The following is a 20,320-nucleotide window of genomic DNA, read 5'->3' on the forward strand; positions in this document are numbered from 1 at the left end:
CCTCAACAACGATGAGCGATATGAACCATATTGAATACCTTAAAGGTGAGCACGCTGCGCATGTGGCGATGTTTCAGGCGCTGGAGCCTTTGTTTCCGCTGATTAGTGATGTCGGCAATCTGTTACGCGACTGCATTGGGCGCGGCGGTAAAATTTTATTGTGTGGCAATGGTGGCAGCGCAGCGGATAGCCAGCATATTGCGGCCGAGATTGTTGGACGCTTTAAAAAAGAGCGTAAAGGTTTACCTTCTATCGCCCTGACGACGGATACGTCTATCCTGACATCGGTCGGCAATGATTATGGCTACGACTATATTTTTGCACGCCAGGTGGAAGCGCTGTGCCGCCCGGAAGACATATTGATAGGCCTCACCACCAGTGGTAATAGTGCCAATGTGGTGCGCGCGATTGAAGCCGCTAACGAAATTGGCGCAACGACCATAGGCCTGACCGGCGGGAGTGGCGGCAAGCTGAATGCACTTTGCACACACAATATTGTTGTACCTTCCAGCGTCACGGCACGCATCCAGGAAGCGCATATTTTTATTGGTCATTGCTTATGTGAGATTCTGGAATCCTGATGACTGCTACGGCATTGAATAACAACATGGCAACACTGGTTGCACATTTTGGCGAACGCACGCAGCACGCACTGGTGATTGGCGATGTCATGCTGGACCGCTACCTGATGGGTGAAGTCAACCGTATTTCACCTGAGGCGCCGGTGCCGGTGGTGCTGATTAAATCAGAACAGCAGCGCGCAGGCGGTGCCGCCAATGTGGCCGCAAACTTGGCGTTATTAGGCATCACTACCCGTATGATCGGCCTGATCGGTGCCGATAACGAAGGTCAGTTATTAATGGCGGCGATGCAAGCCTGTGGCATAGACACCTCGGCCATGATACACACCGCCACCCGCCCCACCATCGCAAAAACGCGCATTTTGGGCGGGCATCAACAAATGATGCGGCTGGACCAGGAAATCACGACTGAATTATCATCAATAGAATCTAGCACAGTCACCGAGGCAATCAATGCAGCGCTTGCCCAACAACCTGCCCTGGTGATTTTGTCTGACTATGCCAAAGGCTTGCTCACAGAGCCGGTATGTCAGCATGTGATTGAGTACTGCCGCAGCAAACAGATTCCGGTATTGGTTGATCCTAAAGGGCGCAACTATGATAAATACCGTGGTGCTACTGCACTCACACCCAACAAAAAAGAAACTGCCGAAGCTTGTGATACACAAGTAAACGACGCGACGCTCATAGACAAAGCTACAGCACTTAAATCACGTTTGTCGCTAGACTTTTTGGCGGTGACCCGCGGTGAAGAAGGCATTACTCTGATTGCGGACCGCACCGACCATTTAAGCGCAACGGCCAAGCAAGTGTTTGATGTATCTGGTGCAGGCGATACCGTCATTGCAACGCTGGCAGCGGGCCTGATGCATGGTTTGAGCCCACTGGATAGTTTATCGCTCGCCAATATTGCCGCCGGTGTTGTCGTCGGCAAAGTAGGCACGGTACCCATCACCAAAGCTGACTTGATAGACGCCATTGCCAGCGCACAAGGCAGCGAACAGGCACACAAAGTATGTGAGTTGCCGGCGCTGCTGCAAAAAGTGGCTACCTGGAAACAACAAGGACAAAAAATCGTCTTTACCAATGGCTGCTTTGATTTATTACATGCTGGTCATGTGACTTATCTGGAAGGTGCCAAAAAGCGTGGAGATAAATTAATTCTTGGCCTGAATACTGATCGTTCAGTGTCTGCCCTCAAAGGGCCGACACGGCCTGTGGTTAACGAGCAAGACCGTGCGCGCGTATTGGCGGCGCTGGAGTCTATCGACGCCGTTATTCTGTTTGATGACGATACACCGCTCCGGCTAATCAACGCGATTCAGCCAGCTGTGATCGCCAAAGGCAGTGACTATACGGCTGAGCAGGTCGTCGGTGGCAAAGAAGTCTTGTCATGGGGCGGCGAAATTACCCTGATTGACCTGGTAGAAGGCCGCAGCACCACCAACCTGATTAAAAAATTGCACGCATGAATAAAATACTGGTGATGGGCCCGTCATGGGTAGGTGACATGGTGTTGGCACAAAGCCTGTTCAAGCAGCTCAAAATCGAGCAGCCCGACTGCCAGATCACAGTCGCAGCGCCCGCCTGGACTCTACCGTTGCTGGAAAGAATGCCGGAAGTCTCCGAGGCCATCGCCCTGCCCTTTAAACATGGTGACCTGGCATTGCGCGAACGCTTCAAGCTGGGCAAGCAACTAGCCAAACAAGGCTTTAGCCAGGCCATTTTACTCACTAACAGCCTGAAATCTGCGATTCTGCCCTGGGCCGCCAATATTCCGGTGCGTACTGGCTTTAAAGGTGAAATGCGCTATGGGCTAGTGAATGATATGCGCCCACTGGATAAAACGGTTCTCAAAAAAACCGTCGAGCGCTTTGTTGCACTGGGCTTGCCTAACACTAAGCAGCTCCCTGTCCAGTTACCGCAACCGGCACTACGGGCTGACGCTATGCAGGCGCAACGGCTGTTACCAACATTGCATATACAAGGCACAGGCCAGCCGGTGCTGGGACTGTGCCCGGGTGCTGAGTATGGCGAAGCCAAGCGCTGGCCTGCAGAATACTATGCAGAGGTTGCTAATCATGCGCTGAATCAAGGCTGGCAAGTCTGGTTATTTGGCTCAGAGAAAGACAAGCCGGTCACGGCAACGATTCAGCAGCACACACAACAACGCTGTGTCGATCTGGCTGGCAGAACCAAGCTGGGCGAAGCGATTGATTTAATGTCACTCTGCCACACCGTCATCAGCAACGACTCTGGCCTGATGCACGTGGCTGCTGCACTCGATAAAAAGCTGATTGCAATTTACGGCTCGTCTGACCCCAAACACACGCCGCCCATGCATCCTGCTGCAGTGGTGCAATACTTGGGGCTATCATGCAGCCCCTGTTTTGAGCGCGTTTGCCCGCTGGGCCATTTAAACTGTTTAAAGCAGATTTCACCCTCTACGATACTCGCCGATATCCATGTCAGCCATTAACTCATTGATCGCCAAAGCCAAGCATTATATCGGCGCCCTGCAACCACAGCAGTACATCGCCGTTTTGGTAGCATTGTCTGCATTGGTGGCCTGGCGCATTACTTATGTACAACATGGCTGGGTCAACGACGACTCCCTACTCTACTTCGAAGTCGCCCGCTTGCTTGCAGAGGGGCAATGGCAGGCCGCTTACACACTATTTCCCTGGTTGTTATATCCGGCAATGCTTGCACTCGGCCATCTTGGCAGTGGATTAGACATTCATACGACAGCTCAAGTGATTAATATAGTGCTGTTTAGCCTGTTTAGCTGGGGCTTTGCATTACTGATACTGCAAGCGGGCGGGACCCTTAAAACGATGTGGTGGGGCGGGCTGCTTTTGCTGTCTACCCAATATATCGTTGGCGACATTTTGGGGATGCTGCTGCGCGACGAAGGCTTTTGGGCATGCCTGACCTGGGCATTACTGTTTATGCTACGTTACATGCAGCGTGGCAAAATGATGGATGCGTATTACTTTCAAGTGGCCATTCTTATTGCCATGCTGTTTCGCCTGGAAGCGATCGTTTACTTTATATTGCCACTGTCTATCCTGGCAAGCCATGCACAGCCATTACGTCAACGACTGTATAAAACTGTGCATGGCATCAGCATACCGCTGTGCGGTGGGCTGCTCTTGAGTACAGCCGTGATTCTGGGCCTTGTGGAGATCGCGCATCTTGGTCGCCTGCAAGAGATTATTTACCTGCTAAAACAGGGCTTTATCGAGCGTCTGCAATTTATACAGAACAAAGCTGACCTGATCGGAAAACAGATTCTCGGCCACCACCTGGCCAATTACAGCGACTTTGCTATTTGGAGTGTGCTGATCATGATTACACTAAGTAAAACCCTGAAAGTGACTGGCTGGCCAGTGCTGTTGGGGCTGATCGCCGGTAAAAAAGCCTGGTGGCATATGCATCATCAGGCACGACAATTGTTTAGCCTGCACCTCACAGTGGGCTTTGTCACCAGCGTGCTGATCATTATCAATGCATTTGTTCTATCGAGCCGTTATGTGATTGCTTCAGGCATCGTCATGCTGGTCATCGCAGCCTTCTGTGCTGAGTATCTGTATAAAAAAGCAACCAGATGGGGAAAGCGTGGCTTACTATTGCTCATGGCGGGCATGCTCATAGCCAATCTGCACGACTTTGATAAAACAGATCTGGACAGAGTCGCCGTAGAATACCTGCAAACCATCAATACGCATCAGCAGCCTGTTTTATACGACACCGAAAATGCGCGCTTTTACGCACACCAACCGTTTTTAGACCGCATACCATCGCATAAACTGGTGGAGTCTTTACTCAACAATGGCAAAATCACAGACTACACTTATTTGATGATCACCGTCGCTCACGACCATGATGGCTATGAACAGTCGATTCAGCACAAGCTCAGCCCACAGTTCCGGCAGATTAAGACGCTCTATGGTTGGAGAAAAAAATCCAAGGTGCTGATTTACCAACGCACCCCGGAGCAATAAGCGAGACCTGAAATCAACAACTTACGACCAACCACTCAGCGGTGGTTCGAAATAAGCTCTGCTGTCACCGCAAGTGTTGCCGTGGCACGTGCATCGTCATCAAGACGACGCGAAGTGGCGCCAAACCAAAGATTCAGCAAGGCATTTTTAGCCAACTTAAAGCTCGCTCTTGCCCGTTGTTTTAATGCAATGCGCAATACATCATCAGCGTGATAGTGTTTTTTAAAAAACAAATATTGCCCTTGTCGTTTGCGCATCCATTTCGACAGGCTGGCAGCCTGCTTCTCGCTCGCGCCACCAATATGCTGCACAGCCAGCGTCTGGTCAAATCCAATCGCTCCTAATTCAGCACGGATACGCCAGCATATATCGGCATCTTCGCCGTACATAAAATAGTCACTATCAAAGCCACCAATGCTTAAATAATCCTGACGCCACATCATCATGCATGCGCCTAATACCCAGGCAACGCTACCAGCCAGTCTGGAAAAGTCTGTTTTTTGACAGAGCCCCTGCGAAGGGTATCGCTTGCGTGGATACACTACTTTGTGTTTTGAAGACTCAACAATTAAAGGGGCCAACATCGCATCACTACCCGACTTGAAACGGTCTATGTAACGACGCAACAGCGTTGCCTCTTGTAAAACGGTATCAGGATTCAGAATCAACACTAATTCGGCATTGGCATGATTCGCTGCCAGATTATTGGCACGACCAAATCCCAGGTTTTCTTGGCTAAAAATACAGCGCACATGGTCATCATGCAATGCTTGCAACTGCTGCTGCTCACCCTGGTCACCCGAGTTATCAACAATAATGACCTCATAAGTCACATTCTGCTGTGCAGAGAGTGATTGCAGGCAATGTCTTAACTCAGCCACGGTATGATAATTAACCATCAGTATTGACACTTCCGGTTGCAAACGCACGCTGCTCTCCATTACATTGCCACTCCCGCTTGCCGCTTGCGTTGAAACTTGGCATCCAGCTCATGTGCGCGACGCGCGACCGCACGCAGAAAGTGGCGTTGCGTAAAGATCTGATGCAATGGTTGCTGATAATAACCTTTGAGAAAGCGTAATACATCGCGCTGCGTCAGGCCAATATGCAGGGCAGAGAAATATAACCCTGCCAAATCTTTCAGGCGTTTACTTGCAGGCAGCTGTTTATGTATTTCGACTCGGTGCAAATCCATTAAATGCAGTTGTGGCTGTGGCACGGCTAGTGCAGACCTCTGCAAAGCAAAATGACACAGATAAAAGTCTCTATGCCACATACCATGTCCATGAAAACGGCGCGCAAGCGCTGCGACGCTGGCAATCAACTGGCGCTTGAGTTGTAATGGTGGCGGCTCTTTTTCCCACGACTCACACAGGGTTTCCAGTGTCACAATATCCCCCAGGTCGCGGGTCACAACAAAGGATTGTTTAGAAGCAGGACACCAGCCACGCTCACCATAAGCCAGCAAAGGGGTGGTCGCAAGGCCAATCTTGTTTAACAGATGTATTGCCTGCCATTCATTACGCGCGCCTAACACCGGCCACTTCAGGCTAAACAGATTTTTGAGAATCTCACCCCAGCCGACGCCATAATGTTTTTTAATAAACACAGACTCGCCATTAAGCGTTACCTTGTGTGTCTGCCTATCTTTCACCGCGCGAAACACTTCGCCCTGCAATGCCATCCAATCCTCAAAACGATTAATGCCAGGCGTATAGCCTGGCTCTAAATACACTTCAGAAGGTGATTGGTTGTCAGTCATGCGAACTCAGGCAGATGGCCCATGCAAATAATCAATGGTTGAAAAAATACGCGGGCCGCAATGGCGTGCTTTTGCCGACACTTGCTGGTAGCCATGCATCACTGCTTGCCAGAATGTGGCATCTAATACGGTCATTTCTGCATGGTATTTGCCTAAGCGCACAAAACTGCGAATACGCGTGGCACACATCAGTGGCCATGGGTAAATCGTCATATCAGACACATCGATCAAACCAAACTCGTCGTTGGGCATCAGCAAAACATTACCGCTATGCAAAGAGTGAAAATGCACGCCTTTATCATGCAGTGTTGCCAAAAAATTACCAAGTTTGCTGGCCAATGGATACAGCCTGGGCAAATCACTGGCGATTAACTGGCGCAACGTTTGACCCGCCAATGGTTGATAAATCACCGCCGTATGGCCGGCCTGAGGCAAATGATATAACGATTTCATCGTCACGGTCGGAACCTGCAGACGCTGCAAGCGTTGCGCATTCCGGTAAAAACGCCGGGCGTGAGAATACAAACGGGCGCCACTCAACAGCCTGCGGGCACGGAAAATCTTGAGAAAATCACCATTGGCCAATTGAATGACTTTGGGACCTCGCGGATCCTGCTCGATCACGACGCCATCACGACAAGCTTGCTGCAACTCGTCGTCAGTCAGCAATTGGCTAGGCGTATAGAGAAGACTCAGCATAGCACCTGCTTTACAAAGCATGCATATGCGGCACGACTGTCACCTGATGTGCGCTGCAGTATGCCTGCCAATCCGGCATATCGGTCCAGTCACTCAAAAAGACAAAATCTAGCCCCGCACCTGTAGATGCCTGATGGTCAAACCGGCTATCGCCAATAAACAAGGCCGGAAACTGTATGCTGCCATCGGCAATCAGGCGCGCCAAATGCTCGTTTTTCTTGGTCGGGCCGCCGTAAATACCCAGTTCGAATAAGGTATCCAGACCCCGCCGCGGAAAAATATTCCTGAGTTCCTCCTGATCACCGCCAGACATCAGCATCCATTTGGCTTGCGCCGTTTTTTGCTTCAAATCGGGCAAGGCAGGTGCAACTTCACATTGCATCAGGGTTTCATCCAGAATCACTGTAAAGGTATCCATAAACGCCTGAAACAGCTCAGGGGTAAGTGGTTGCTTAATGATCTCGGTAATGTAGTAACGAATTTTATCGTTGCGCGGAATACTGCCCAGCTTGATATGGTAATCCACGAAAGCTTGCGCTTGTGCATCACTGCCGCCCATCCGTTTAGCTGTATTGTAGTAGGCGTCGACTTTGGTCTGATTACTATTGAGCACAACCCCATCGCAATCTAGGACGATAGTTTTGTATATTGAAAGGTCTGGGCGTTGGGACATAGGCTAGGTAATAAAAAAGGCTTGTATTGCTACAAGCCTTCATTATAGACGATTTGAGTCAGCGATTCGCTTATTTAGCCGCCACAATCGCTGAGGCTTCTTTTGCAAGTTTAGTGATGTGCGCCCAGTCTTTATTGGCAACCGCATCGGCAGGTGTTAACCAGGTGCCGCCACAAACCACGACGTTAGGTAATGCCAGAAATTGTGGTGCACTTTCAACACTCACACCACCGGTCGGGCAAAACTTCACATCTGCAAATGGGCCAGCAAAGCCTTTGAGCAGGTTGATACCACCCACAGCTACGGCCGGGAACAGTTTAAGAAAGTAGTAATCATCGGCATTGGCCATCATGATTTCAGAGCCAGTAGACACGCCTGGCAGCAATGGCAAACCAATTTTACGCGCAAACTGACCCAACTCAGTAGTGTAACCTGGGCTCACGGCAAACTGACAACCAACATCTTTAGAGGCTTGTGCATCTTTCAGGTTACGCACGGTACCGGAGCCTAAAATTGCGTCAGGCACGTGCTTGGCAATTTGCTCCATGGCTTGCAGGGCGACTGGTGAGCGCAAAGTCACTTCCAGCACTTTAACGCCACCTGCAAGCAAGGCTTCTGCCATCGGCACAGCATCTTCCACTTTGTTGATGACGATCACCGGAATCACCGGGCCATGGTTAGCTAAATCTAGTGTGCTCATAATCTCTATCAGTTTGTATAAAATTTCAGGAGCTTCAAGTACATTGAAAACAAGAACTTAAAGAAGTATTTTTTTCATCATTAATTACTCGATTAAACTTTGATAATCAAGCGATAACGCGACGTACGAGCGCAGACAGTACACATAGTACGGCAAGCGAGTACAACAAAGTTAGCGCTTGATTTGCAAAGTTTACAGCCAGGTGACCGCGCCCTCTTCGGCAGACAGCACATTGCGGCGCATCCCGCCAAACAATTCGCGGCCCAGGCCATGCGCATTGTGATGGCGTTTAGCGTCACTCAGGCCTTCTGCTTCACGCTCGGCCCAGGTGTCTTCATCGACCAGCACGTTCAACTGACCAACCGTCCCGTTCAGGCGAATAATGTCACCATTGCGGATTTTAGAAATTGCACCGCCAGCACTGGCTTCAGGGCTCAGGTGGATGGCTGCCGGAATTTTGCCTGAAGCACCACTCATGCGGCCATCAGTCACAATCGCCACACGGAAACCTTTGTTTTGCAGCACGGCCAGTGGTGGTGTCAGTTTATGCAGCTCTGGCATACCATTGGCTTTAGGGCCCTGAAAACGAACCACTGCAATAAAGTCTCTTTCCAGCTCGCCACGGTCAAAGGCTGCCAGCAGTTCCTCTTGTGCATCAAACACAATCGCTGGTGCTTCAATAATATGCCTATCTTCAGGCACGGCAGAAATCTTGATCACACTGCGACCCAAATTGCCTTTGAGTAAGCGCAAGCCGCCAGACTCATTAAAAGGATGTGCCGCTGTACGTACAATGGTTTCATCGCCGCTCTCGGCCGGGTAATCGGTCCAAACCAGTTTATCTGCCTGTTTTTCAGGCTTTTTACCGTAGTCACGCATGCCGCCACCGCTCACGGTGTAAACATCGGGGTACATATAACCACCCTCAATCAGTTCGCGAATCACGAAACCAGGGCCGCCAGCGGTCTGGAATTCATTCACATCGGCTTTACCGTTCGGGTAAACACTGGCCAGCAATGGCGTTGCTTTGGCCAGATAGTGGAAGTCGGTCCAGTCAATAATAATGCCCGCGGCACGAGCAACCGCCACCCAGTGAATCAGGTGGTTCGTTGAGCCGCCGGTTGCCAGCAAAGCCACCATGGCATTGACGATGACATGCTCATCAACCAGGCGACCAATCGGCACAAATTTTTCTTTTTTAGCACTTTGCACCACTAAGCGCACCGCTTCGCGCGTCAAATCGTCACGCATGCCATCATGCGGATGAATAAAAGCCGCGCCTGGTACGTGCAAACCCATCGCTTCAAGCAACATTTGGTTGCTGTTAGCCGTGCCATAGAATGTACAGGTCCCTGCACCGTGATAGGCCGCAGACTCACTGGCCAGCAATTCTTCACGGTCACACAAACCTTGCGCATATTTCTCACGCACTTTTGATTTTGAAGTGTTATCAATACCAGTGCTCATCGGGCCTGCAGGTACAAACACACAGGGCAAATGGCCAAAATGCAGTGCACCAATCAACAGGCCGGGCACAATCTTGTCACAGACGCCCAACAGCAAGGCTGCGTCAAAGACGTCATGGGACAAAGCAACCGCCGTACTCATAGCGATGGTGTCACGGCTGAACAGGCTGAGTTCCATGCCTGGTTCACCTTGGGTAATACCATCACACATGGCAGGCACGCCACCAGCGACTTGCACCGTAGCACCCAGTTTGCGTGCTTCATCACGAATAATATCCGGATAATTCACATAAGGCTGATGCGCAGACAGCATTTCGTTATAGGCCGTGACAATACCGACATGGGTCGGTTTTTCAGCGTAGATCTTGAACTTGTCGTTTTGTGGCATGGCCGCAAACGCGTGTGCCACGTTGGCACAGCCCAGACGATCCGGGCCTTTTTCACGGTTAAGGTAATCATCAATGCGTTGTAAATAAGCCTTACGTGTCGGACGGCTACGCTCGATGATGCGTTCTGTTACTTCAATGTGAGATTGTTTCATTGACTATCGCTCAACTGTGTTTTAACTACCTGATGAACTATCCTGGTGAACTGCTTTGAACTTGCTATTTAGTCACAGTTTAGGGTCGTAATATATATGAATCCAAACAGGTTCCCTACCTGCGATTATCGCCAAACTGGTGCATCACGTCAAACTGAATTACCTGTTTAAGCCATTTTTTAAGACAATTCAATGACTTAAAACAATATAAATCATTTGACGCAGCCAGTTTTAAAATCATGCGCCTCAAACTGGCATGCATCAAGACCTAAACCGCCTTGGTCACCAGAATGTCTTGCAGCATCAAATACTCAAGATCGCAGCCAAAGAACATATTCAAGGCATCGGTCGGGCTGCAAATCATGGGTTCACCACGTCGGTTAAGTGAAGTATTGAGCACCACGCCATTGCCTCGCAATTGTTCCAAATGCTCAATCAGAGCGTAATAACGAGGGTTAGTCTCTTTGGTAACGACTTGCGCGCGCGCCGTGCCATCTTCATGCACCACCTCAGGAATACGCGCCTTCCAGGCCGGATTCACATCAAAAGTAAATGTCATGTAAGGCGCCGGATGATCTGTCTGCAGAATATCCACCGCCACGCGATCGAGCATGCTGGGGCAAAATGGCCGCCAGCGCTCACGATATTTAATCTGTGCATTAATGCGGTCAGCCACGCCAGGAAAACTCGGGTCGCCCAGAATACTACGGCAACCCAGAGAACGCGGCCCAAACTCCATGCGACCCTGCAGCCAGGCCAGCGGATGACCGGCTGCCAGCAACTCAGCAGCTTTGCGCGGACCATCTTCCACACGGGTAAACACCGGTTTGGCCGGATGCGCTTCACAGGCCGCAATACACTCTTCGTTAGTGTAAGCGGGGCCGAGATATGCGTGCTCCATTTTATGAATGGTTTCACCTGCCAAATGTGCGGCATAGGTCGCGGCACCCAGGCTGGTACCATTATCACCAGAAGCTGGCTGCACAAATAACTCTTTCACGTGCGGCAAGGAAATAATGCGCTGATTCAGCTTCACATTGAGCGCTACGCCGCCTGCCATCACAATCTTGCCGGTCTCACGAATAATATCGCCCAGGTAATACTCAATCATCTGCAACGCAATCGTTTCCAGCAACTGCTGTATGCTCGCGGCATAATGAATATAAGGGTCGTCAATCTCATCCCCTTTACGCTTGGGGCCCAACCATTCAATCAACTTGGGCGTGAAGTAATAGCCCTTAGACTTACCATCAGCGTCGGTTTCTTTGTAGCGACGCAAACCCACCACGTTGACGTACTCGGTATTAATAACCAGCTCGCCGTTTTCAAATTTGGCTAAACGACTTAAGTCATACTTTGTCGGGTCGCCATAGGGCGCCATGCCCATGACTTTAAACTCGCCATCCAGCATGTCAAAACCCAGGTATTCGGTGATGGCGCCATACAGGCCGCCCAGTGAATCCGGGTCATAGAATTCTTTTATTTTGTGGATCTTGCCATGTTCGCCATAGCCAAAAAAAGTGGTGGCATATTCGCCTTTACCATCAATGCCGACAATGGCAGTTTTTTCTTTAAAACCGCTCAAATGATAAGCGCTGGAAGCATGTGCCAAATGGTGTTCAACCGGCACATACTTGGCTTTGGTCAACCCAAGGTCGGCCATCAGTTTGAGCGATTTGTCCCGGTTACGACGAAAACGGCGGTTACCGTTAAAAATAGCATCCAGTGCACGGTCGGGGGCGTACCAGTAACGTTTGGCATAGTGCCAGCGCGCAGCAGAGGTGAGTGGAATTTCACCATAAGGAAAAGCCACCATATCAACCTGGTCTGGCGTAATGCCAGCCTGCTGCATACAGAACTTGGCGGCTTCATACGGCCAATGATTTTTGGCGTGCTTGTCGCGGATAAAACGCTCTTCTTCGGCGGCAGCAACGATGTGGCCGTCTACTAAAATAGCAGCAGAGGCGTCATGCCCCAAGGCACCGGATAAACCTAAAACAATCATGCAGAAACTCGCGTAATGATCAAATGAAAATAACTAAAGGGAAATGCCCGCCAGCCTGAGTGGCGTATGGTCCTGATAAATCAGGCTAAACGACTTTACCAGCGCATTATACAGGGAAGTATCGGCTTGCCAATTTTGCAGCAGGCGGCGGATATCTTTGGCATGTGCGCGCAAAGCCATTTGGCTGCGACGATGCTGCTGCATGCTATCTAAGTCAATGACGACAATCTCGCCCTGGTTTGTGACTTGCAGATTGCTGGCTTTCATGTCGCCGTGCGACACTTTGAGCAAAGACCACTGGTAACACAGCGTCACCAACTGGTGGATAACCCGCTCACGCATAGCATCATCGGTACACTGCTGAAAAAAGGCCTGCGCATCTGGCCAGGGGCTGTAGGCACAGACAAAATAGGCACGACCGCGCATGCCGCAATACCGTTGCTCATACATCAGTAACGGTTGTGGCGTCAGCATGCCGTAATATTGCAAACGATGTGCATTGCGCCACGACGACGCCGCACGACTTGGGCGCCAGGCACGGCTCAGGCCATGCAACCAGTCTTTGATATTATAACGCTTGATCACCACAGACTGATCTTGCAAATGCGTATGTGCCACTGTGCAAGTATTGCCAGGCTTTAACACCTGACCAACATGCATCGCCACTTCGAGTGCGGGCAAGTCGGTCAGATGCAAACCACCAGCCGTACTCACGGCCTGTACACTTTGGCTGGATTGCTGCCAGATCACATCACTACAGGTGCGGAAGATTTTGCGCGTCACATAGCGCTCCACCTCTTGCGCTTTAAGTTGCTTAGCCCAGCGCAATAGTGTTGCAGCAGGCAATGTTGCATGCCAGCCACGCGCAGTATCATAAGCCGTCAGCAATGGCGCTACCCATGCATGCTGGTCCAGCACCTGTATTTTTGAAATCAGCTCTGCCAGCTGCCGATAAGCCTGGCGCTTGCTCAATGTGGCTTGCTGAATACCATCGCCATCTAGCGACCATACTTTGCCATCGGCCAGCAAAAAGTTTTTCAGGTGCAAATCTGTTTGTACCAGCCCGGCGGTATGTTGTGCAGCCAGGGTGTGCACCAATTGCTTTAGCAAGTGCAAGCCTTGTGTAGAAGATGAGGTCCGGTATAGCACATCGGCATTGTCTGCTGGCACAATCGCAGCATAAATCAGCACGCTGGCACGCTGGTCAGCAGAGTGCCCCTGCCATAACAACGCAGGGGTCGCTAAGCCTGCTTGGGTCAGCCAGCGCACACCTTGCGCATCACGTGACGCATACTTTGCAGCCTGCGCACCTACAAACACCTTGGCAAATACAGCTTTGCCAGCCCATTGCGCGCGAAACACCCAGCGCCGTTGCGGCAAAATACGTACGGCGTCCAACTGTGTCAGCGCCGTCTGGTCAGACAGCAATATGGCGCCCGTGGCCGGGTCAACAACATCACACATAGCAGGCGCGATGATGGCGTCAGACACTGCCACCATTAGCGGGACTTCCACCACTGTGCCACTTGTTGCAGCCAGCTTGCTTCACCCACGAATAACTTTTTCGCCCGTTTATCGCGTTTTTTCATCATTTTTTTCACTTGCGATTTTGTCGCCTCATCGTCCTGCGGTCTCGCCACGTATAAAGTATGTCGTGAGTCGCCCTGCTCGTTAGGGATGGGTAATGCCTGATAGTAATACAGTGCAATTGAGCGGCGCGTGACGCCTTCTGGCGTTGTCAGCGGGTCAGGATGGCCATGAAAACTGTCAGCATCGGTATTAAAAATCACGCAGCGATTAAACAAAGGCGCCACTTGCTGCTGCCTGGCTTGCATTTGCCTATCCCACAACTCAAGGTTGCCGCCATATTCCGGCTGCCAATCCTGATTTAAATACACCAGCATATTCACACGGCGATACAGTTGCAAACCTTCGTTCACTTGAAAATCGGCATGAATACCGAGTAAGCCACCGGCCGAAGTTTCATGCAAGCCACCGCCAGCAAAATACGGGTCTGGCAACAACCCTTTCATTCCTGTCAGAGCTTCGATAAATTGCAACATAGGTGCAGAGTTAAACAAGGCAAAGGCGGCGCGTAATGTCTCGTCACAATCGTAGGGCGAAATCTGCCGCTTGTGTGTGCCGCCATAACCCTTTTCATACACTTTGTCATGCGTTTTGGCATCTTGCGGAAAGTGGTCCAGCAGCAACTGCGTAAACGCCGTGGGGAAAATATCGTCGATCACCGCGTGCGGAAAAGGCTGCGCTTGCGCGTAGTCTTCTGCCAGCAAGCTGCCGATATCTTTGGCTTGTCGTGCATCTAACGAAAAGCCCTGTGCCATATCAACCGGCAACACCCCATCTGAGATCGTCATTGTGTATTTTCCTGCTGTGACTGTAATTGTTTAAGCATGGCCTGCTTGCGCTGCAAACGGCGGTTTTGTGCCGTATAACCGCTCACCAAGCCCACTGTGCCGGCCTCGACATGATCAAGATAGCGGAACAATCTGGCTGGCGACATGCGCTCGATGACATACCCTTGCGCAGCCAGTTTGTCTTGCAGTACATAACCTGGGATTTGCTGTTCCATATAAAAACGATAGCCCAGCTTTTTCATTAGGCCCACGTCCCACAAGGCAAAAAAACTTTTAATATAGGGCTCGATATATGGCTTGGCCTGACGCGCAGGCAAGCCGATGCGCTGCTTCAAACGGCGACTGTGATATTTAAAAAATCCGTTCAATGCACGCCAAAACAAACGCAGGTGGCCGCGATTCAGCTGGTGCAAACAACCAATCGCGGCAATATTCGGCTGGCGTTGCAGGCGCTGCAAACACTCAGCAAAAATTTGCGGCTGGTAAATAAAGGTGTCGGTATGCATCAAAAACAGATAATCAGTATTGATCGCGGCCAAAATCAAATCCAGACCTTCGCCATGCGCCGCAAACCCTTGCTCTTTACCAGGTGACGGGCGTTCAATTAAATGTATCCAGTCCAGACTACGCAAATAAGCGGTACTGTCATCGGCAGAGTCGTTATCTACCACCCAAACCTCTACCGCACTGGCATCCAACGCGCCGCTATCAAAATGGCTTTTCAAAAAATTCAAACAGGTTCGGGTCAAATCCAGCGTTTTATAATTGACCAACCCGATACTGAATCTTGGTAAAGAGTGTTCCATAGACATGTTTATCCGTTAACGCTTGCTACGTTTGGTAATACGCTTAAGTAGCTGGCGATCACACCAGCCTAAAGGGCGCGTAGACGCATCACCGTGTAAATACTGCTTAAAAAAATACAGTCTATCGCAACCATTCAAGCCTTCGGTGTGCCGGTGCAATGCCGCCAAATCAAATTGCGCACGACGCCAGGCACCTAAACTTTGCCTGGCTTTTTCCAGGTCAATCAGCGCAACCTGTGGCGCAGAATCATCAAGCCGGACAAAAATATGTTTGGGATATAAAGCGCGATGCACCCAGCCTAAATCGTGAAAACGGCGCACTTGTTGCGCCACTGCCCGTAGCAAATGCCTGCGTTGCGCTACAGGCTGGGTAAGTATCGTCGGCAACAACTGCTCCAGATCAACAAAATCGTGTAGATTTTCGGTAACCAGAATAGCGCGTTGATTTCCCTGTTCTAGCGACTCAGCATACATCAGCACCTTTGGCGCCGGGATACCTGCCTTGGCCAAAGCCTGCAAACGATCAAACTCACGCCTGAACGTTGGCTCACCCGCCAGCGGATGGCGCCATGTCCGGCGGCCGTGATTCTGCTGCTTTTTAACAAACATGGTGAGTGCTGGTTGATTCTCACGCGCTAACACCAACCTGCCGACACCGCTCCAGCCGCCACGGCGCTGATTAGGCGCTTCAAACCAGGCAATGTCACGTGACCACCAGGCTTCAAAAGCGTGCAGCCCTTGACCTTGCAATGCGGCCTCGTAGACCGGGTCTTGATAATGATTCAGGGAATGTTCCAAAATTAATTGTGCTGAAATAGTTGATGCCAATGCGGGTTTTTAAACCACATTTTGTTAACATAAGGGTTAATCTCAAATTTTAACAGAATGCGTTTATAAATTAGCCTCATGTTGCTGTTTTTCTGCAAAACCATCGCCCGCCTGCCACTGCCCTGGGTACATAGATTAGGCGTATTTTTTGGCTATCTGTCTTATCTGTTTGATCGCAAAAGCAATCATATTGCGTTAGCGAACATTCAGCAAAGTGGGTTGGCGTCTAACGAGACACACGCGCAACAATTGGTCAAAACCAGCCGTATTGAAGCAGGCAAAGCCATTTTGGAGACATTTTTCATCTGGGGCAACCCATCCGCCAAGCTGTTGCCATTGATACAGCAAGTGTATGGCTGGCAACATATCGCTGACGCACAGGCACACAATAAAGGCCTGATTTTTCTGACCCCACATTTGGGTTGTTTTGAAATCACCTCGATTTATTACGGTGCACGCGCACCCATTACCGTGTTGTATCGACCGCCAAAACTGCAGTGGTTGAGTGAATTGGTGGTCAAAGGCAGGCAAAAAGGCAATGTGGAGATGGCGCCAGCCAATGCAAGTGGCGTTAAAAAATTGCTACAGGCCTTAAAGGCAGGCCAGGCCATAGGCATTTTGCCAGATCAGATCCCCAGGCAGGGTGAAGGCGAATGGGCAGATTTCTTTGGCAAACCGGCGTATACCATGGGCTTAGCCAGCAAGCTGGCCAGTAAAGCGGATGCCGTGGTTATCATGGCGTTTGGCGAGCGGCTACCCGCGGGCAAAGGATTTAATATTCATCTGACGCGGATAGAAGACATTAGCACGCCCACCCTGTTAAATCAGGCGATTGAGCGCCAGGTGGCCGCCTGCCCCAGCCAATATTTATGGCAGTATAACCGCCACAAACAACGGCGTTACGCGTTGCACAAACTAGCAAAAAGCCAACAAAACCAGCCTGAGCCTTAATTAAACAGTGCGTTAAACCAGGCCCTGAATCCAGCGGCTATATACTTTATCGGCCACCCGATGCAAGCCTTCGCAATCTGCTTCAACCCCTGCCAGCATGCTGTCAGCTGATTGCACAGCCGGGCTGGCAGCGGCACTGGCAATATCACTTTGCCATTGCTCGGTCCAGATTTTAACCATGCCTGGCGTCATTTCAATATGGCACTGCAAGCCTATATGCTTACCCATGACATAAGCCTGGTTGGCACAATAAGCGCTGGATAGGACATGCGTGGCGCCTTCGGGCACGGTAAATGTTTCACCATGCCAGTGAAAACTGTTAAAACCATCGAGCTCGCCAAACCAGTCGCGGGCAAGTGCATGATCAGCCACCTGCACTTCGCCCCAGCCAATCTCTTTAACCGGGTTTTTACTGACAACACCGCCCAGCGCTTTGCTCATCAATTGCCCACCCAGACAATGTCCGAGCAACGGCACATCCTCCTGCACGGCTTCGCGAATCAGGTGTAACAAGGGCGGGATCCAGGGCAACTCATCATTAACACTCATGGGGCCACCCATCAGCACAATGCCGCTGTAATCCGCGATAGACGCAGGCACAGCCTCGCCTTTATCAATGCGCACTTCGCACCATGGAATGGCATGCCGCGCCAAAAAAGTGCCCAAATAACCAGCACCCTCGCAGCAAGCGTGCCTGAATATCACCACCGGTTTCATGATTTACCTTACTAAACTAACTTCCTGATATTGCCCAAGCAAGATTCCGTCCAACGTGTAGGATCCAATCGCATAACGAATCAGGCGCAGGGTTGGAAACCCCACGTGGGCGGTCATGCGCCGCACCTGACGGTTTTTGCCTTCGCTGATTTTAAGCTCTAGCCAGGTGGTGGGAATATTTTTTCGCTCACGAATTGGCGGCTCCCGCTGCCACAATTGGTCAGGTTCAGCGATGATTTTTACCTGTGCGGGCTGCGTGACAAAATCGCCGAGATCAACACCGTGTTGCAATGGCATCAAATCTGCTTGTGTAGGCACACCCTCGACTTGTGCCCAGTAGGTTTTGATCTGTTTGTGTTTGGGATGACTTAAACGATGTTGTAATCCACCATCATCGGTTAAAATAAGCAATCCTTCGGAGTCAGTATCTAACCGCCCGGCAGCATACACGTTGGGAATCGAAATATAGTCTTTGAGCGTCGCGTGTTTTTCATGAGGAGTGAATTGGCACACGACATTAAAAGGTTTGTTAAACAGTAATAACATGGAAAGCGCTATGTCTAAAATCAAGGTGCCAGCCACTGGCAGCAAAATTATTGTCAATGCTGATAATACCCTAAATGTTCCCGACCAACCTATTATCCCGTTTATCGAAGGCGATGGCATTGGTATCGACATCACGCCACCCATGATCAAAGTAGTGGATACTGCGGTTGAAAAAGCGTACGGCGGCCAACGTAAAATTTCCTGGATGGAAGTTTATGCCGGTGAAAAATCGACCGCGGTCTATGAAAAAGACACCTGGTTGCCCGATGAAACCATGGCTGCCTTAAAAGAATATGTCATTTCGATTAAAGGCCCGCTCACCACGCCTGTCGGTGGCGGCATCCGTTCATTAAACGTCACATTGCGCCAGGAGCTGGACTTATACGTCTGTCTGCGCCCTATCCAATACTTCACTGGCGTGCCCAGCCCAGTCAAACACCCGGAAAAAACGGACATGGTGATCTTCCGTGAAAATACCGAAGACATTTATGCCGGCATCGAATGGGCTGCGGGCACCGAAGAAGTCAAAAAGGTCATCAACTTTTTGAGCGACATGGGCGTGCGCAAAAAAATCCGCTTCCCGGAAGCTTCTTCTATCGGCATCAAGCCGGTTTCGATTGATGGCAGCAAGCGCCTGATTCGCAAGGCGATTCAGTACGCGATTGATAACAACCGCACATCAGTGACAATTACCCACAAAGGTAACATCATGAAGTTTACCGAAGGTGGCTTCCGTGACTGGGGTTATCAACTGGCCAAAGAAGAGTTTGGCGCAGAGCTGATTGATGGCGGCCCATGGTGCAAACTACCTAACGGCATCATCATTAAAGACTGCATCGCTGACGCCTTCTTGCAAGAAATTTTGTTGCACCCGGAAGATTACGATGTAGTCGCTGCGCTTAACCTCAATGGCGACTACATGAGTGATGCGCTAGCAGCACAAGTGGGCGGCATTGGTATCGCGCCAGGGGCTAACCTGAGTGACACCATTGCCATGTTTGAAGCCACCCATGGCACAGCCCCTAAAATTGCTGGTAAAAACCTGGCTAACCCAAGCTCACTGATTTTATCAGCCGAAATGATGTTGCGTCACATGGGCTGGGTAGAAGCGGCTGACCTGGTGCTCAACGGTGTTGCCAAAGCGATTGCCAGCAAGCGCGTAACAGGCGACTTTAGCAGCCAGATGGACGGTGCAACGCAAGTAGGCACCGCAGAGTTTGGTGATGAAATCATCAAACAAATGGCATAAATTCTGGCCGCTGGCCTGGATTTAAATATAAAAAAACGGCTCGCATTTGCGAGCCGTTTTGTATTTTTTACCCCTAAAACACAAATTATGCTTTTTGTATGTTTGAGGCCTGTTTACCTTTGGGACCTTCAGTCACATCAAAGGAGACACGTTGACCTTCTTTCAAGCTTTTATAACCAGATTCAACGATTGCGGAGAAGTGCGCGAACAAATCGTCACCGCCGTCATCGGGAGTAATGAATCCAAAGCCCTTAGAGTCGTTAAACCACTTTACGGTACCTGTTGCCATTTTACTTCCTTACTTTTTTACTTAACAGGGAGGCGCCCCAAAAGTTTGTCTCAAGTACTTAAGTCGCAATTAACAAGCTTTGCTTTACTTAAAGACGGCTACAAAAAACCTGAACCCAAACGCCT

Annotated in this window: 20 protein-coding genes; 6 read left to right on the forward strand and 14 right to left on the reverse strand. The window is 50.3% G+C overall.

Annotation, left to right across the window (positions count from 1 at the left end; translation table 11 throughout):
• The first annotated feature begins 20 nt into the window (after positions 1-20).
• From METH5_RS0100880 to METH5_RS0100895, 4 genes are read left to right on the forward strand one after another with little or no spacing between them, the layout of a single operon-like run.
• Complete coding sequence (locus tag METH5_RS0100880) at positions 21-581, forward strand: SIS domain-containing protein (RefSeq protein WP_029146717.1); 561 nt, start codon at positions 21-23, stop codon at positions 579-581.
• Positions 581-2,053, forward strand: a complete 1,473-nt coding sequence (gene rfaE1 / locus METH5_RS0100885; protein WP_036307449.1) for a D-glycero-beta-D-manno-heptose-7-phosphate kinase — start codon at positions 581-583, stop codon at positions 2,051-2,053. The genes METH5_RS0100880 and rfaE1 overlap by 1 nt, the downstream gene beginning before the upstream one ends.
• Positions 2,050-3,060 (forward strand): lipopolysaccharide heptosyltransferase II, encoded by a 1,011-nt coding sequence (waaF, locus tag METH5_RS0100890; RefSeq protein WP_029146719.1) that lies wholly within the window; start codon positions 2,050-2,052, stop codon positions 3,058-3,060. The genes rfaE1 and waaF overlap by 4 nt, the downstream gene beginning before the upstream one ends.
• Positions 3,047-4,588, forward strand: a complete 1,542-nt coding sequence (locus tag METH5_RS0100895; protein ID WP_029146720.1) for a hypothetical protein — start codon at positions 3,047-3,049, stop codon at positions 4,586-4,588. The genes waaF and METH5_RS0100895 overlap by 14 nt, the downstream gene beginning before the upstream one ends.
• A 35-nt stretch (positions 4,589-4,623) precedes the next feature.
• Here METH5_RS0100895 and METH5_RS0100900 read toward each other — a convergent pair whose 3' ends face one another.
• The 11 genes from METH5_RS0100900 to METH5_RS0100955 form a co-directional block, all read right to left on the reverse strand.
• Positions 4,624-5,517, reverse strand: a complete 894-nt coding sequence (locus METH5_RS0100900) for a glycosyltransferase family 2 protein (protein WP_232410885.1) — start codon at positions 5,515-5,517, stop codon at positions 4,624-4,626.
• Positions 5,518-5,528: 11 nt separating this feature from the next.
• Positions 5,529-6,350 carry a lipopolysaccharide core heptose(I) kinase RfaP gene (gene rfaP, locus METH5_RS0100905; protein ID WP_081726677.1) on the reverse strand — a complete coding sequence of 274 codons (822 nt, stop codon included), beginning with the start codon at positions 6,348-6,350 and terminating at the stop codon, positions 5,529-5,531.
• Positions 6,351-6,356: 6 nt separating this feature from the next.
• Complete coding sequence (locus METH5_RS0100910) at positions 6,357-7,049, reverse strand: hypothetical protein (protein WP_029146723.1); 693 nt, start codon at positions 7,047-7,049, stop codon at positions 6,357-6,359.
• Between the two features lie 10 nt (positions 7,050-7,059).
• The gene (locus METH5_RS0100915) at positions 7,060-7,722 is read right to left on the reverse strand and encodes an HAD family hydrolase (protein WP_029146724.1); all 663 of its coding nucleotides are present in this window, start codon (positions 7,720-7,722) and stop codon (positions 7,060-7,062) included.
• Between the two features lie 70 nt (positions 7,723-7,792).
• A complete protein-coding gene (gene eda, locus METH5_RS0100920) occupies positions 7,793-8,422 on the reverse strand; it encodes a bifunctional 4-hydroxy-2-oxoglutarate aldolase/2-dehydro-3-deoxy-phosphogluconate aldolase (protein ID WP_029146725.1) in 630 nt (209 codons plus the stop codon).
• A gap of 192 nt (positions 8,423-8,614) precedes the next feature.
• Positions 8,615-10,429: a phosphogluconate dehydratase gene (gene edd, locus METH5_RS0100925; RefSeq protein WP_029146726.1), complete on the reverse strand. Its 1,815-nt coding sequence runs from the start codon at positions 10,427-10,429 to the stop codon at positions 8,615-8,617.
• 268 nt (positions 10,430-10,697) lie between these two features.
• On the reverse strand, positions 10,698-12,434 hold the full coding sequence (locus METH5_RS0100935; protein ID WP_029146727.1) for a carbamoyltransferase: 1,737 nt from the start codon (positions 12,432-12,434) through the stop codon (positions 10,698-10,700).
• A gap of 33 nt (positions 12,435-12,467) precedes the next feature.
• Positions 12,468-13,949 carry a lipopolysaccharide kinase InaA family protein gene (locus METH5_RS0100940; protein ID WP_232410886.1) on the reverse strand — a complete coding sequence of 494 codons (1,482 nt, stop codon included), beginning with the start codon at positions 13,947-13,949 and terminating at the stop codon, positions 12,468-12,470.
• Positions 13,934-14,809 (reverse strand): 2OG-Fe(II) oxygenase, encoded by an 876-nt coding sequence (locus METH5_RS0100945; RefSeq protein WP_029146729.1) that lies wholly within the window; start codon positions 14,807-14,809, stop codon positions 13,934-13,936. The genes METH5_RS0100940 and METH5_RS0100945 overlap by 16 nt, the downstream gene beginning before the upstream one ends.
• A complete protein-coding gene (locus METH5_RS0100950) occupies positions 14,806-15,621 on the reverse strand; it encodes a glycosyltransferase (RefSeq protein WP_029146730.1) in 816 nt (271 codons plus the stop codon). The genes METH5_RS0100945 and METH5_RS0100950 overlap by 4 nt, the downstream gene beginning before the upstream one ends.
• 9 nt (positions 15,622-15,630) lie before the next feature.
• A complete protein-coding gene (locus tag METH5_RS0100955; protein WP_029146731.1) occupies positions 15,631-16,413 on the reverse strand; it encodes a lipopolysaccharide kinase InaA family protein in 783 nt (260 codons plus the stop codon).
• A 108-nt stretch (positions 16,414-16,521) separates the two neighbouring features.
• Here METH5_RS0100955 and METH5_RS0100965 point away from each other — a divergent pair, with 108 nt between their 5' ends.
• The gene (locus METH5_RS0100965; RefSeq protein ID WP_029146732.1) at positions 16,522-17,394 is read left to right on the forward strand and encodes a lysophospholipid acyltransferase family protein; all 873 of its coding nucleotides are present in this window, start codon (positions 16,522-16,524) and stop codon (positions 17,392-17,394) included.
• A 12-nt stretch (positions 17,395-17,406) separates the two neighbouring features.
• Here the strand turns inward: METH5_RS0100965 and METH5_RS0100970 are convergent, their stop codons facing one another.
• Together METH5_RS0100970 and METH5_RS0100975 are read right to left on the reverse strand one after the other, a co-directional pair.
• Positions 17,407-18,111: a type 1 glutamine amidotransferase gene (locus METH5_RS0100970; RefSeq protein ID WP_029146733.1), complete on the reverse strand. Its 705-nt coding sequence runs from the start codon at positions 18,109-18,111 to the stop codon at positions 17,407-17,409.
• A gap of 3 nt (positions 18,112-18,114) precedes the next feature.
• A complete protein-coding gene (locus METH5_RS0100975; protein ID WP_029146734.1) occupies positions 18,115-18,657 on the reverse strand; it encodes an rRNA large subunit pseudouridine synthase E in 543 nt (180 codons plus the stop codon).
• A 10-nt stretch (positions 18,658-18,667) separates the two neighbouring features.
• Between METH5_RS0100975 and icd the strand changes: the two genes are divergently transcribed.
• Entirely contained in the window at positions 18,668-19,906 is a 1,239-nt protein-coding gene (gene icd, locus METH5_RS0100980; protein ID WP_369758894.1) for an NADP-dependent isocitrate dehydrogenase, read from the forward strand.
• Between the two features lie 85 nt (positions 19,907-19,991).
• Here icd and METH5_RS0100985 read toward each other — a convergent pair whose 3' ends face one another.
• A complete protein-coding gene (locus tag METH5_RS0100985) occupies positions 19,992-20,195 on the reverse strand; it encodes a cold-shock protein (RefSeq protein WP_013441419.1) in 204 nt (67 codons plus the stop codon).
• Positions 20,196-20,320 lie beyond the last annotated feature (125 nt).

It is taken from the genome of Methylophilus sp. 5, assembly GCF_000515275.1.
Taxonomy (GTDB): domain Bacteria; phylum Pseudomonadota; class Gammaproteobacteria; order Burkholderiales; family Methylophilaceae; genus Methylophilus.